Annotated in this window: 13 protein-coding genes; 7 read left to right on the top strand and 6 right to left on the bottom strand. The window is 61.7% G+C overall.

All coding sequences use genetic code 11. From position 1 onward, the window contains the following. The first annotated feature begins 2 nt into the window (after positions 1-2). Positions 3-452 carry an NUDIX hydrolase gene (locus ACR0JA_RS11910; RefSeq protein ID WP_480574618.1) on the top strand — a complete coding sequence of 150 codons (450 nt, stop codon included), beginning with the start codon at positions 3-5 and terminating at the stop codon, positions 450-452. Here ACR0JA_RS11910 and ACR0JA_RS11905 read toward each other — a convergent pair. The 6 genes from ACR0JA_RS11905 to ACR0JA_RS11880 form a co-directional block, all read right to left on the bottom strand. After that, positions 419-3820 carry an efflux RND transporter permease subunit gene (locus ACR0JA_RS11905; protein WP_480574615.1) on the bottom strand — a complete coding sequence of 1134 codons (3402 nt, stop codon included), beginning with the start codon at positions 3818-3820 and terminating at the stop codon, positions 419-421. The two genes, ACR0JA_RS11910 and ACR0JA_RS11905, sit on opposite strands and share 34 nt — an antisense overlap. A gap of 5 nt (positions 3821-3825) precedes the next feature. Continuing rightward, complete coding sequence (locus ACR0JA_RS11900; protein ID WP_480574612.1) at positions 3826-5280, bottom strand: efflux RND transporter periplasmic adaptor subunit; 1455 nt, start codon at positions 5278-5280, stop codon at positions 3826-3828. Positions 5281-5386: 106 nt separating this feature from the next. Further along, positions 5387-5929: a molybdenum cofactor biosynthesis protein B gene (moaB, locus tag ACR0JA_RS11895; protein ID WP_480574609.1), complete on the bottom strand. Its 543-nt coding sequence runs from the start codon at positions 5927-5929 to the stop codon at positions 5387-5389. A 6-nt stretch (positions 5930-5935) separates the two neighbouring features. Further along, positions 5936-6556 (bottom strand): LysE family translocator, encoded by a 621-nt coding sequence (locus tag ACR0JA_RS11890; RefSeq protein ID WP_480574606.1) that lies wholly within the window; start codon positions 6554-6556, stop codon positions 5936-5938. Next, on the bottom strand, positions 6553-7152 hold the full coding sequence (locus ACR0JA_RS11885) for a metallophosphoesterase family protein (protein WP_480574603.1): 600 nt from the start codon (positions 7150-7152) through the stop codon (positions 6553-6555). The genes ACR0JA_RS11890 and ACR0JA_RS11885 overlap by 4 nt, the downstream gene beginning before the upstream one ends. Further along, entirely contained in the window at positions 7149-7916 is a 768-nt protein-coding gene (locus tag ACR0JA_RS11880) for a uracil-DNA glycosylase (RefSeq protein ID WP_480574600.1), read from the bottom strand. The genes ACR0JA_RS11885 and ACR0JA_RS11880 overlap by 4 nt, the downstream gene beginning before the upstream one ends. Positions 7917-7961: 45 nt before the next feature. Here ACR0JA_RS11880 and ACR0JA_RS11875 point away from each other — a divergent pair, with 45 nt between their 5' ends. From ACR0JA_RS11875 to plsY, 6 genes are read left to right on the top strand one after another with little or no spacing between them, the layout of a single operon-like run. After that, the gene (locus ACR0JA_RS11875) at positions 7962-8615 is read left to right on the top strand and encodes a scavenger receptor class F, member 2 (protein ID WP_480574597.1); all 654 of its coding nucleotides are present in this window, start codon (positions 7962-7964) and stop codon (positions 8613-8615) included. A 59-nt stretch (positions 8616-8674) separates the two neighbouring features. After that, entirely contained in the window at positions 8675-9610 is a 936-nt protein-coding gene (locus tag ACR0JA_RS11870; RefSeq protein ID WP_480574594.1) for an aspartate carbamoyltransferase catalytic subunit, read from the top strand. After that, positions 9607-10125 carry a hypothetical protein gene (locus ACR0JA_RS11865; RefSeq protein WP_480574592.1) on the top strand — a complete coding sequence of 173 codons (519 nt, stop codon included), beginning with the start codon at positions 9607-9609 and terminating at the stop codon, positions 10123-10125. Before ACR0JA_RS11870 ends, ACR0JA_RS11865 begins: the two co-directional genes overlap by 4 nt. Continuing rightward, the gene (locus ACR0JA_RS11860) at positions 10110-10496 is read left to right on the top strand and encodes a hypothetical protein (protein ID WP_480574589.1); all 387 of its coding nucleotides are present in this window, start codon (positions 10110-10112) and stop codon (positions 10494-10496) included. The genes ACR0JA_RS11865 and ACR0JA_RS11860 overlap by 16 nt, the downstream gene beginning before the upstream one ends. Further along, entirely contained in the window at positions 10493-11773 is a 1281-nt protein-coding gene (pyrC, locus tag ACR0JA_RS11855) for a dihydroorotase (protein WP_480574586.1), read from the top strand. Before ACR0JA_RS11860 ends, pyrC begins: the two co-directional genes overlap by 4 nt. Beyond that, on the top strand, positions 11773-12381 hold the full coding sequence (plsY, locus tag ACR0JA_RS11850; protein ID WP_480574583.1) for a glycerol-3-phosphate 1-O-acyltransferase PlsY: 609 nt from the start codon (positions 11773-11775) through the stop codon (positions 12379-12381). Before pyrC ends, plsY begins: the two co-directional genes overlap by 1 nt. Positions 12382-12447: the final 66 nt, after the last annotated feature.

Genomic DNA, 12447 nt, shown 5'->3' with positions numbered 1-12447 from the left:
GGATGACCCCTTCCCCAAAGATCGGCGCATTGGCCGTGGTGATGCATCAGGATCAGGTTCTGCTGGTTCAGCGTAGCAAACAACCCGACAAGGGGCTTTGGGGCTTTCCCGGCGGTCACGTGGAATGGGGCGAAACCGTCTCTCAGGCCGCAGTCCGGGAGCTGCTGGAAGAAACCGGCGTGACGGCGCATCCCGACGGCTATATCGACAATTTGGATCTGGTGCGGCGCGACGAGGACGGGCATGTGCTATCGCACTACCTGCTGGTCGGTGTCATGTGCCGTTACCAGTCCGGGACACCCGTGGCCGCGGATGATGCGCTGGATGCGCGATGGTTTCCGATGGAACAAATCCTCGACGGCGATTTGCCCATGAGCGCGCGCGTGCCCGACCTTCTGGCCCGCGCCCTGCGCGTTGATCAGGCCCCTGCGCGTCTGGACAGCCGTCCATAAAGCAGGCCTGAAGCCAGCACGCCCAGCACCAGAATGGCCATAGCACCACCAGCAAACAGGCCAAAGCCCATCCGCAGAATGCTCAAACCATCCTCCGCAGGATAAAGCCCGGCCAGCAGGCCGATCGGGGCACCGGTCAGGGCGGGCCAGACCATGGACACGCCCAGCCAGACTGCGAGCGCCGCGCTTGTTGCAACAACCGCGCCTTTCACAACCCTATCCGGTGCTTTCAGCGCACGTCGCAATGCGGTCATCGGGCGCGAAACGTCATTGAGAATGGCCAAGAGAGCAGGCACCAGAAGCAGGACCAACAACATGCCAAAGCCCAACCCGTAGACCAACGTTATCACTGTAGGTTTCAGGAATTGCGCCTGCTGGGACCCTTCATAGAGCAATGGCGTCAGACCCAGTACCGTCGTCAGCGTCGTCAGCATCACTGGTCGCAAACGGTCGGCGGTGCCTTCGACAATCGAAGGCACAAGCCCGCGCTCTTGCTGATATCCGTCAATCGTGGTCACCAGTACAATCGAGTCGTTGATGATGATCCCCGTCATCCCCAGCAACCCGACCACGGTGAACATACTCAGAGGCACCTCCCAGATGTAGTGGCCCCAGATTGCGCCGACCAGGCCAAACGGTATGATCGCCATCACCACCAAAGGTCGGGTCCAGCTGGCAAAGACCCAAGCCAGCACCAGATAGATGCCGGTCAGGCACAGAATCAGGCCGGTTCTGGCCTCGGACAAAAACTCGTCTTCTTGCTCGCTCAGGCCCGCCATACGCCATTCCACCTGTTTCGTGGCCGCGATATTGGGCAGGATTTCTTCGCGCATGGCGCGTTCGATTTCGGCGGCACGGGTCGGATCATCCTCGGAGATGTCGCCATTCACCGAGATCACCCGCAGACCATTCTCGCGCCTGACGGTCGAGAAACCCGACTTGCGCTCGACCGAGACGATATCGGCCAGCGGCACATAGACCCCGTCCGGTGTGCGCATCAAAGTACGTTCAAGAAAGTCTGCGGTCAGTTCGCCCTCGGGCAGTTCGACCCTGATCTCGGCGCTGCGCGGCCCGTCAGGGAAGGTCGCGGCCTCGATGCCGTTCAGACGATCCCTGAGCACACGCCCCAGTGTTTCGATACGAAAGCCCAACGCCTGACCCTGCGCGGTCAGGTCCAGAATGAACTCCTCCTTGTCATACGCCAGATTGTCCTCGAGCGCCGAGACTTCCGGGTATTTCGACAACTCCGTCTGCAACTCTTCGGACGCGGATTTGAGCGTGTTCACGTCCGCACCATAGAATTGCACGTCAATCGCATCGCCCCCAGGGCCAGAGCGCCAACCCCGGAAGGACAGCAATTCGACCTTTGGATGACGCGGAACGAAATCCTGCAACTCACCGACGAATTCAAAGCTGGAATAGGGGCGCAGGTCAGCGTCGATCAGCTCAATCGAGATACCCCCTAACAGATCGGCATCCTTGCCATCTGCAGCCGCAAGCCCCCACCCGGCAGAGCCGCCAACCTCGGCCAGAACATAATCGATCGGGTTGCGACCGTGACGCTCGGCATAGATCTCACCCAGTTCTTCCGTCGCGCGCTGAACCATACGCATCATTTCCAAGGTGTCGGCGCGTGTCGCGCCCTCGACCATGATAAAGTTGCCGGTGACCGAGCCCCGCTCGGGCGCGTTGAAGAACCGCCAGTTCACATCGCCCCGGATGAACAGCGCGATCTGGCTGGCCAGGATCACGACCATCACGGCCACGACTACGTAGCGCGCCCATACCACCCACGCGACCAGAGGCCGGAACAGGTTGTCGCGCACCCAGCGGAACCCCCGGTTCACCACGCGGTTGGGCAGATCGTACCAGTGTTCCTTGCTGGAATGGGCAATGGCGTGGGCCATGTGGTTCGGCAGGATCAGGAAGCATTCGATCAGCGACGCAGCCAGAACTGCAATCACGGTAAAGGGAATATCGCGGATCAGCTCTCCAAACCGTCCACCGACCAGTGTGAGGCCGAAAAAGGCGATGACGGTGGTGATCGTCGCGGCAAAGACCGGCATAGCCATACGACGCGCGGCGCGTTCGGCAGCCACCATCGGGGCCTCTCCCAACCGGCGCGCGCGGAAATCGGCATGTTCGCCAACGACAATAGCGTCATCCACCACGATCCCCAATGTGATGATCAGGCCAAACAAAGAAACCATGTTGATCGACAACCCGCCCAAGTACATCAGCGCAATCGCGGCAGACATGGCCACAGGAATGCCCGCCGCGACCCAAAACGCGATGCGGGCGTTGAGGAACAGAAACAGCAGGCAGACCACCAGTCCAAGCCCGACCAGGCCGTTGTCGACCAGGATGTCCAGGCGATCCGTGATGGCTTGCGCACGGGTGCGGATCAGCTCGATCGTGATACCCTCGGGAACGCTGGCCTGCATGTCCAGAACGACATCTTCAACGGTGCGTTGAATTTCGATCGCATCGCCCAGATTCGACCGATCCACCCGCACCGACATGGCCGGGTTGTCGCCCACATAGTAGCTGCGATTGCGGGTGACGCCTTCGACGCGGATTTCGGCCACATCGCCCACGATCAGCTTCGATCCGTCCTCGAAGGTGCGCAGGGCAATACCCTCGATCTCTTCGGGGCTGCGCTTTTCGGCGCCGGTACGGATGCGGGCGTTGGCACCTGTGACATCCCCTGCCGGGCTGGCAGTGACTTCTGCCGCGATGGCCGAGGCAATGTCGGACATGGTGATGTCATTGGCGATCAGTTGAACCGTCGGAACCTCGACCACAACGCGCGGCGCGGCCAGACCGCGAATTGTCGTTCGCGTCACGCCAACGGCAAACAGGCGGCTGATCAATTCGTCGGTAAACTTGGCCAGCTGTTCTGCCTCGATCGGTCCGGTGATGACCACATCCGTTACCCGATCCCGCCACGCGCCGCGTTGGATCGTGGGCTCATCGGAATCTTCGGGCAGGTTGTTGACGCTGTCGACGGCGGTTCTGACCTCTTCGACTGCGCGGGACATGTCCCAGTTGGGCTCGAACTCCAACCGGATGCGGGCCGATCCCTCGCGCGAGGTGGATTCGGTGCTGGCCACGCCCTCGACCGCCAGCAACGCAGGTTCGAGCAGTTGTACGATGCCGTTGTCGACATCCTCGGGCCCGGCCCCGTCCCAATCGACGTTCACATCGACACGTTCGAGGATCACATCCGGGAAAAACTGCGCCCGCATATTCGGGATGGCCGCGGCCCCCAGTACCAGCATCACCAGAAGCAGCAGGTTCGCCACGGTCCGGTGCCGGGTGAAGTAACTGAGGATGCCGCCCGCTGCGCCGGGGATGTCGCGCATCATTGCCCCTAGCCTCCGGCCCGGCTTTCAAGGCGCTGGACCAGCGCCGCGGGAACGCTGGCTTCGCTCAGCTGTCCCAGCACCCGATCCTTGACGGCCTGCGGCATCCGGTCACTGGCTTCGACCTGCGCGACAAGCCGCGCGCGCTGTTCGTCGGTCAATTCAACCATATCCGGGCTGGTGTCGGCGTTGGCCTCGATACGTAACGGGCGCACGCGCACACCAGAGCCCAACAGAGGCGTCCGGCCAATGACAACCTCGCGGCCTGCCAGCCCGTCACCGCGCAAAAGCACCTCGTCCCCCTGACGGCGCACCAACTGCACCGGCAGCGGCTCTAACCGGTCATCGGCCCCCAAAACCAGCACGTTGCCCGTCGCATCGAGCACCGAGGACGGCAGCCGCACAACATTGTCCAGTGGCTGCTCTTCAACATTCACGGTGACGAAATCACCGGGCTTGAACCCCGATGCATCATCCAGTCGGGCATAGACCAGGCGTCCGGTCTGGCCCTCGCCCGCAGAGCCGCTGTCGCGGCTGATGCGCCCCTTGGCGGTCAGGTCGGTGCCTGTCACTTCCAGCGATACGGTAACCGGCGCAGAGATCAACTCACCATCGTCATCCAGCAATCGAACATACTGGGCGGTGGACACCCGGAACGCCACTTCCAGTGCATTCGGGTCGACGAGTTCGGCCAGTTTCTCGTTGGCCGACACAAGACGGCCCTCGACCAGTGTCACTCCGGTCAGAGTACCCGCAAACCTTGCGTGGATCGTCATGTCGTCCAGATCGCGTTCGGCGCCGTCCAACGCGATCCGGGCGCGCGACAGCAGGGTTGTGGCCTGATCCACCCGCGACTCGGCCTGCGCCAGGCCGATCCGGCTGGACAGCACCGCCTGTTGCGCCGAAGTGGCAGCCAGTTCGGCCTCTTCCACACTGGCGGCGGCCCCGACACCCCTGGACTGCAAGTCTTTCTGACGTTGCAGGGCGCGCGCGCGCAGCTCTGCCTGCGCCTCGGCCGATTTCAATTCATCCTGCGCCAGCAACAGCGATCGTTCGGCATCACGCTCTTCGAATTGGGCATCCAACAGGTCGGATTTCGCGCGATCCAATGCCGATTGTGCATCAGCCGGATCAAGCTCGACCAGCAGTTCACCGGCTGTAACCGTGCCGCCATCCTCGAAATCTTCGGATAGTGAGACGACACGCCCGCCAAGTGCCGCACGCAACTCCAAGCGTCGGCGGCTTTGGACCTGCCCGAATGCCTCCAGATACGGCGTCACCGTTTCTGGCTCGGCCGTGCGAACGCTGACGGCGAACACCCGTTCGCGCGCGGCAGGCGGCTTGGAGTCGCGGTCCAGCACGTCCTGCACTGCGCCCGAAATCATTTGTGCGGCCACAAGCAACAGGCCCAACGTCAGAAACGTCAGGAAAACCCCCACAAGGCTTTGCCTCAGAAATCGCATTTATCACTCAACTCCGGTCGCAAATGCTGCCTGACACGAATGGTAGCCGGGCGACAAAAATTGCCAAGCCACAAAGCGTTTACGAAGTGTTTAACGTAGCAGTAGTCTACTTCCGTCGCAGGTGTTCGTCCAATCTGGGCATTATTTCCACAAAATTGCAGGGGCGGTGGCGATAATCGAACTGCTTTTCAAGGATTGCGTCCCACGCATCCTTGCAGGCCCCGGGGCTGCCGGGCAGCGCAAACAGGTAGGTCCCGCCCGCAACCCCACCGGTGGCACGGGACTGCACCGCCGAGGTCCCTATCTTTTGCATCGAAACGATGGTGAACACGGTGCCAAAGGCGTCGATTTCCTTCTCATACACGTCCCGATGCGCCTCGACCGTAACGTCCCGCCCCGTCAGCCCGGTGCCGCCGGTCGAGATCACCACGTCGATCGCCGGATCCGCCACCCACAGGCGCAACTGCGCCGCGATTTCACCGCGCTCGTCCCGAATGATCTGGCGATCTGCCAGAACGTGCCCGGCCTTTTCGATGCGGTCCACCAACGTCTGACCCGAGCGGTCATCATCGACCGTCCGCGTATCCGAGACGGTCAGGACAGCGATGCGGACCGGGATGAACTCCAAGGTTTCGTCAATGCGTGACATGAGGCGTCAGGCCCTTTCCAGAATGGCGAGCCGAACCGCGAGCGCGGTGTAGATACCGCCTGTGATCCAGCCCAGAATGCGCGAGCTGCGGGGATTGTCGACAAGAACCCTGCCTGCCCCGCCAGCAAAGATCCCGACCCCCGCGTTGATGAAAAACCCACCAAGGGCAATGATCGCGCCAAAGATCAGAAATTGCAGCAGCACCGATCCCTGCGCCGGATCAACAAATTGCGGAATAAACGCCAGAACAAACAGGATGACCTTGGGGTTCGTTAGGTTCACCAGCAACCCGTCACGAAAGGCCCGGTGCCTTGGGCGACTCGGCGCGTCGTCAGTAACCGCTCCGTTACGGATCGCACCCCACGCCAGAGACAACAGATACCCCACCCCGACCCAGCGGATGACATCGAACAACCAGGGCACAGCAGCGACGGCAGCACCCAGCCCCAATCCAGCCAGCAGAACATGCACCATCGACCCGGCCGATATGCCCGCACTTGCGGCAATCGCCGGCCTCGCGCCCGATTTAAGCCCCTGTCCAAAACAGAACATCATGTCGGCCCCAGGCGTCATGTTCAGAGCAATGGCCGCCGGGACAAAGGTCAGCAGAGTCAAAGTCTCGATCATGACGCCACTTCGAACCAATTGGTTTTGGGGCCCAGGTTAGCAACCTGGGTTCGCCCGATCGCACCGCGATAGCCCCAACTGTCGTGGATATGGCCGCAAAGGGCGAACGATGGTTGCAGCCGTTCCACTGCATCCCGAACAGCCGTCGATCCGACCGACTGCCCCATCGAGGTCGCATCACCATGGCCCTTGGGCGGCGAATGGGTGATCAGGATATCGGCGGCCTCGCACCGATCCAGCAACTCGGTCGCTTCGGCTTCGGACAGGTCGCAGGACCAGTCGCCAAATGGCGTCACCGGGACGCCGTAACCCAACCCGAACAGGTGCAGCCCGCCCAGAGTCATTCCCGTTCCGTGCAACACATGTACCCCGTCTGGCACCGCGTCCGCCAATTCCTCGGCGCTTTCGGCATTGCCGGGCACCAGCACCAGCGGCGCCGATATACCGGAAAGCATCGCCATCGCGTCATCCAGCCCCTGCCGCCCGTTGCAATAGTCCCCGGCTCCGATCACCAGATCGGCTTCGGCGCTGGCGGCAACGATCTCAGCGGCCCGGTTTCGCGCCAGATGCAGGTCCGAAAATGCCAGAACCTTCATGACCTCGCCTCCAACCGCGCCTTAAGCTCCAACAGATCCGCCCAGGCTTGTCGTTTCATCTGCGGCTGACGCAGCAGGTAGGCAGGGTGGAACATCGGAATCACAGGCAGATTCAGCGCCTGATCCCATTTCCCGCGCAGCCGCGTGATCCCGCGTTTGCCCAGCACGGCCTGACAGCTGATATTGCCCATCACTACCAGAACGTCGGGCTTTGCGAGCGCCACGTGACGTTCCAGAAACGGCTTCATCATGCCGATCTCTTCGGGTTTCGGATCGCGGTTCTGCGGCGGCCGCCAAGGCAGCACATTGGTGATGTAGACGTTTTTCGTCCGATCCAGATCAATTGCCGTCAGCATCCGGTCCAGCAATTGCCCGGCGCGCCCAACAAAGGGCTTGCCCTCTCGATCTTCATCCCGCCCCGGGGCTTCGCCAATGATCATCACGCGCGCGCCGGGGGTACCATCTGCAAACACCAGTTGACGGGCACCACGCTTCAGATCGCACAGGCCGAATGCGTCCATCGCAGCGCGCAGTTCATCCAACGAGTTGGCGGCATTTGCGGCGTGCCGCGCAACCTCTGCCGGATCGACTTTCTGAGGTGCCTCTGGCGGGGTTTTCGCGGACTCGGGTTTCTTAGGCTTTGGCGTCGTGTCGGGCAGCGCGTATCGGTCCACCGGCGCGTCGCCGATCGCCTCAGTCGCACCAAGTTCGATCTGCCATTCCAGCAGAGCCCGCGCCGTATGAAAGTCCAGACCCGATTCCATAAGCTCAATTTAACCGCCTGAGGGCTGAGGGAAAGCGAATAGACCTTGCCAGAACCGGCGCGCGCATCGACCATGGTGCCATTCATGTTGTTGATCCTGCGATTCCTTCTGATCGGTTTGATGCTGACGGTGGTCAGCGGCCCAGCTTTTGCGCAGTTGTTTGACCGGCCCGGCCAGTGCCGAGGCGGGCAGTTTGCTTGCGGCAGCCGCTGTTGTTCCGTTGGCCAAAGATGCAGCTTTGATGGCCACTGCATCCAATCCGGCGGCAATTATTGCGGCGGTGGCCGGTCCTGCGGCCCGTTCGAGCGCTGTGTCGCAGGCGGCACCCGCTGCGCGCCGATCGGAGCTAACAAATGCGCCTCGCGACTGGATTGCCCCAGCGACAGTTTTTGCAACGCGCGCGGCGAATGCCAGAAAACCGCGCCCGAGTTCGATCCCTCTCCGCCAGTTACCTGCGACGACGGGTTGACCTGCGCGCGCGGATCGTCCTGTCTGCCGGGTGGCGGATGCTCGCGCCCCGGCTGGGTTTTGTGCGAGGAAACCGGATCGCAATGCCGACCCGGATTCAAATGCTCGGCCCATCAGGGATGTGTGCCGATCAAGGCCGTCGACTGCGGCTATGGCAAATGGTGCAAACCGGGCGAGCAGTGTCTGCCCGAAGGTGGGTGCGAGAAACTGCCCGAAGGAACCGATCCTTAGGTTGCCTCGCCGCGCGTGGCTTTCTATAAGCGGCCCGATTGTCAGACAGGAGCCCGCCAATGCGTTTCGCCCATCGTCACCTTCTTGGCATCGAACATCTGTCGCAATCCGATATCACCGCCATTCTCGATCTGGCCGAGAAATACGTCAATCTGAACCGACAGTCAGCCAAGCGTTCCGACGTGCTGACAGGCCTGACGCAGATCAACATGTTCTTCGAGAACTCGACCCGTACGCAGGCCAGTTTCGAGATTGCTGGCAAACGTCTTGGCGCTGATGTGATGAACATGGCGATGCAGGCCAGTTCGATCAAAAAGGGTGAAACGCTGATCGACACGGCGATGACGCTGAATGCGATGCACCCCGATCTGCTGGTGGTGCGACACCCGCATTCCGGTGCGGTCGACCTGCTGGCGCAGAAAGTGAACTGCGCGGTGCTGAACGCCGGGGACGGGCGGCACGAACATCCGACTCAGGCCCTGCTGGACGCACTGACCATTCGCCGCGCCAAGGGCCGTCTGCACCGGCTGAACATTGCGATCTGCGGCGACGTCGCCCATTCGCGCGTGGCCCGGTCGAACCTGATCCTGTTGGGCAAGATGGAAAACCGCATTCGGCTGATCGGCCCACCGACTTTGGTGCCCGGCCAGTTCGCCGAATTTGGGGCCGAAATCTATGACGACATGAACGAAGGTCTCAAGGACGTCGATGTCGTCATGATGCTGCGCCTTCAGAAAGAGCGGATGGATGGCGGTTTCATCCCTTCCGAACGCGAATATTACCACCGCTACGGGCTGGATGCCGCCAAGCTGGCGCAGGCCAAGCCGGATGCCATCGTCATGCATCCCGGCCCAATGAACCGCGGCGTGGAAATCGACGGCACGTTGGCTGATGACATCAACCGCTCGGTCATTCAGGAGCAGGTCGAAATGGGCGTCGCCGTCCGCATGGCGGCGATGGAGCTGCTGGCCCGCAACCTGAAAGGCGCCGCATGAGCGATCTGTCCGTCGCCCCGAATGAACACGGAGTGATCCGCCTGTTCGCGCTGGACATGCGCCCGCAAGAGGCAAAATTCCTGCGCGAACCGGGCGCGGTGGATCAGGTTCTGGGGGTCGTGGGGCTGGATGCGGGTCAGATCGATATCTTCCCTGTCTCCGACCTCGAAGACCTCGGGCTTTACGGCTATCTCAACGAGGGGTGCGGCGTCACCGTCGATCAACTGGATCGCGCGATGCTTGAGAAGGTTGAAGGTTGGGTCATGGCTGTTCGCAGCGCTGCCTTCGGCGGCAAAGCCGTTACTTTGCAGCCGGATCCTCGGCTGCACCTGATCGGGCTTTACACGGAAGAGGCAACAAACTGGACCGGCGGTGCGATTGAGACTGAAAGCGCCAAACCGTTTTCAGCGCCGCAGCCATCTCCCGATGATGACAAGCCCCGTCGCGTCGGCTCGGCCGTTCTGGCGCTGGTTCTTCTGCTGATCATCGGAGGTGCCCTTTGGCTGATCCTGTGACATTCCCGCCTGACAAGGGCGCATACGTCCGGACGAATGTCTGGCTGGCCGCCTTTGCGATGGCGGGCGCAATGGCGGTGTTGTGGCTGATCGGCAACCCCTATGTCTGGGCCGGTGCACCAGCGGCACTGGCTGCCATCGGCTTTCGCGCATGGTACCTGGCCTCGGAAGAGCTGTCGAACAACTGGGACATGAGCGATACGACGCTGTCTGGCCCAGGACCTCGCAGAGTGCCGCTGAACCAGATCGAAGCCGTCAACATCATGGGCAGCTTTGTCCAGGTCGTCACCAAGGGTGGCGACAAGCATCTGATCAAATACCAGGCGAACCCCGCCGCCACCAAAGCCGCAATCGAAAGGGCCATGGCATGAGCAACCTGATCTTCACTAACGCCCGCCTGATCGACCCGGAAACCGGTACGGACAGCATTGGCTGGTTACAAGTAGTCGAAGGCAGGATCGCAGCGCGCGGCGAAGACAGCGCGCCTGACGCGGATGCGCAGGTCATCGACTGCGGCGGCCATTGTCTGGCACCCGGCATCGTAGATATCGGCGTCAAGGTTTGCGAACCGGGCGAGCGCCACAAGGAGAGCTATAAGTCAGCCGGTCTTGCCGCCGCCGCCGGTGGGGTGACCACGATCATCACGCGGCCCGACACCAGCCCCGCCATCGACACGCCGGAAACGCTGGAATTCGTCACCCGCCGCGCGCAGGCTGATGCGCCTGTGAACGTTCTGCCAATGGCTGCGCTTACCAAAGGGCGCGAAGGCCGCGAGATGACCGAGATCGGTTTCCTGCAGGACGCGGGCGCTGTCGCATTCACCGATTGCGACAATGTCGTCGCCAACACCAAGGTATTCTCCCGAGCGCTCACCTATGCCAAATCCTGCGGCGCGCTGGTGATCGCACACCCGCAAGAGCCCGGTCTAAGTCATGGGGCCGCTGCCACCAGCGGCAAGTTTGCCGCCCTGCGCGGCCTGCCCGCTGTTTCACCAATGGCCGAGCGGATGGGGTTGGATCGCGATATTGCGCTGTTGGAAATGACCGGTGCGGCCTATCATGCCGACCAGATCACCACGAGTCGCGCCCTGCCAGCGTTGGAACGGGCCAAGCGCAACGGGCTGGACATCACTGCCGGTACCTCGATCCACCACCTGACACTGAACGAGTTGGACGTGGCCGACTATCGCACCTTCTTCAAGGTCAAGCCGCCGCTGCGATCGGAAGACGATCGCCAATCGGTGATCGAGGCGGTACGAACCGGCCTGATCGACACAATCAGTTCCATGCACACCCCGCAGGACGAAGAAAGCAAGCGCCTACCATTTGAAGAGGCCGCCTCGGGCTCTGTGGCGCTGGAAACGCTGCTGCCAGCGGCGTTGCGACTCTATCATTCGGGGCAACTGGACCTGCCAACCCTGTTCCGCGCCATGGCCCTGAACCCTGCAAAACGCCTGGGGCTGGATAGCGGCCGCCTGTCCGAAAACGCCCCCGCTGATCTGGTGCTGTTCGATCCGGATGCGCCGTTCGTGCTGGACCGGTTTACGTTGAAATCCAAATCTCAGAACACACCGTTTGACGGCCAGCGCATGCAGGGTAAGGTCAGCGCAACCTACGTCGCAGGCCAAGAAGTCTACCGGAGAACCTGATGCCACCCTTTGACAGTTCGATCACGCAACTCATCCTCTGGGCTGCGCTGGGGTACCTGATGGGTTCGATCCCCTTTGGCATGATCATCGCCAAGGTCATGGGGCTGGGGAATTTGCGTCAGATCGGCTCGGGCAATATCGGCGCAACCAATGTGCTGCGCACCGGCAACAAGGCTGCGGCGGCCCTGACATTGCTGTTTGACGCCGGCAAAGGCGCTGTGGCGGTTCTGCTGGCCCGTGCCATGGTCGGCGAGGACGCCGCGCAGATCGCCGCATTGATGGCGTTTCTGGGCCATTGTTTTCCGGTTTGGCTTGGGTTCAAGGGTGGCAAAGGTGTTGCCACGTTTCTGGGCATCTGGCTGGCGCTGGACTGGCGCGTTGGGGTTGCCTGCTGCCTGACCTGGCTTGTGGCAGCTGCAATCTGGCGCATCTCATCCGTCGGCGCGCTGGCCGCAGCCGCGCTTTCGACCACATGGGTCATGGTCCTGACCAACGGAGCCGGCTTTGGCTTGGGCATCGCACTGACTTTGCTGGTTTATTGGCGGCACGCTGCAAACATCGCGCGCATCAAGGCCGGAACAGAACCCCGAATCGGCGCGAAAAACTGACGCGGCGCGAAGATGCTGAAAGGGCTTGATCGAATCGTACATTCCTGTAATTTCTGTCATTACAGA

Source organism: Ruegeria sp. AM4 (assembly GCF_056540665.1).
This window is presented reverse-complemented; position numbering and strand designations above follow the sequence as displayed.